Source organism: Halopseudomonas pelagia CL-AP6 (assembly GCF_000410875.1).
GTDB classification, from domain to species: Bacteria; Pseudomonadota; Gammaproteobacteria; order Pseudomonadales; family Pseudomonadaceae; genus Halopseudomonas; species Halopseudomonas pelagia.
In genome coordinates this window covers 1-545 of record NZ_AROI01000081.1, presented here as the reverse complement: position 1 = coordinate 545, position 545 = coordinate 1, and the positions used below count along the sequence as shown (strand labels likewise).

At 55.4% G+C, this 545-nt stretch carries 1 pseudogene; it reads left to right on the top strand.

Annotated elements, in window-relative coordinates:
* Positions 1–20 precede the first annotated feature (20 nt).
* Positions 21–397: pseudogene (locus K787_RS24955) on the top strand (Fic family protein); the annotation flags it as partial.
* Between the last annotated feature and the right edge of the window lie 148 nt (positions 398–545).

The following is a 545-nucleotide window of genomic DNA, read 5'->3' as shown; positions in this document are numbered from 1 at the left end:
GGTGCTGACCGGATGCTTACACCTACGAAGACGGAACACGGAGTAATTTCATCTTCGACGATTACGATGACGCGTGTTTTGCTTGGCGCTATCCCGATTTGACGGCGCAGGTTCTGTACACAGCACGCGTTGTCGAGCATACGGTGCGCATAGAAATGGCCGATGAGGCCCGGGTGCTGGTGATCTTTCAGCGTGCGCAGGAGCAGCTCAAGGAAGTGCTGGAGATGCCCGATCAGGACGCGAGCCGTATCATTCGTTCCCTTAAGGAGAATGGTTGGAAAGTATCTGGCAAGCTGAAAAAAAACTACCGCAACTTGAGGATGTTGCCAGGGCTGAGCGCGTTGTGGAAGCGGTGCGATCAGCGTTCGAGGAGAGGAGCCTGGGGTTAAGCGAATAATGTTAAGCGAACAATGCACAGACTCGTTTTTATAAAAGCACAATGGATCCCCGCGTTCGCGAGGATGACGGGGTGGGGTGGATCCCCGCGTTCGCGAGGATGACGGGGTGGGGTGGATCCCCGCGTTCGCGCACTACTGTCCGGAATA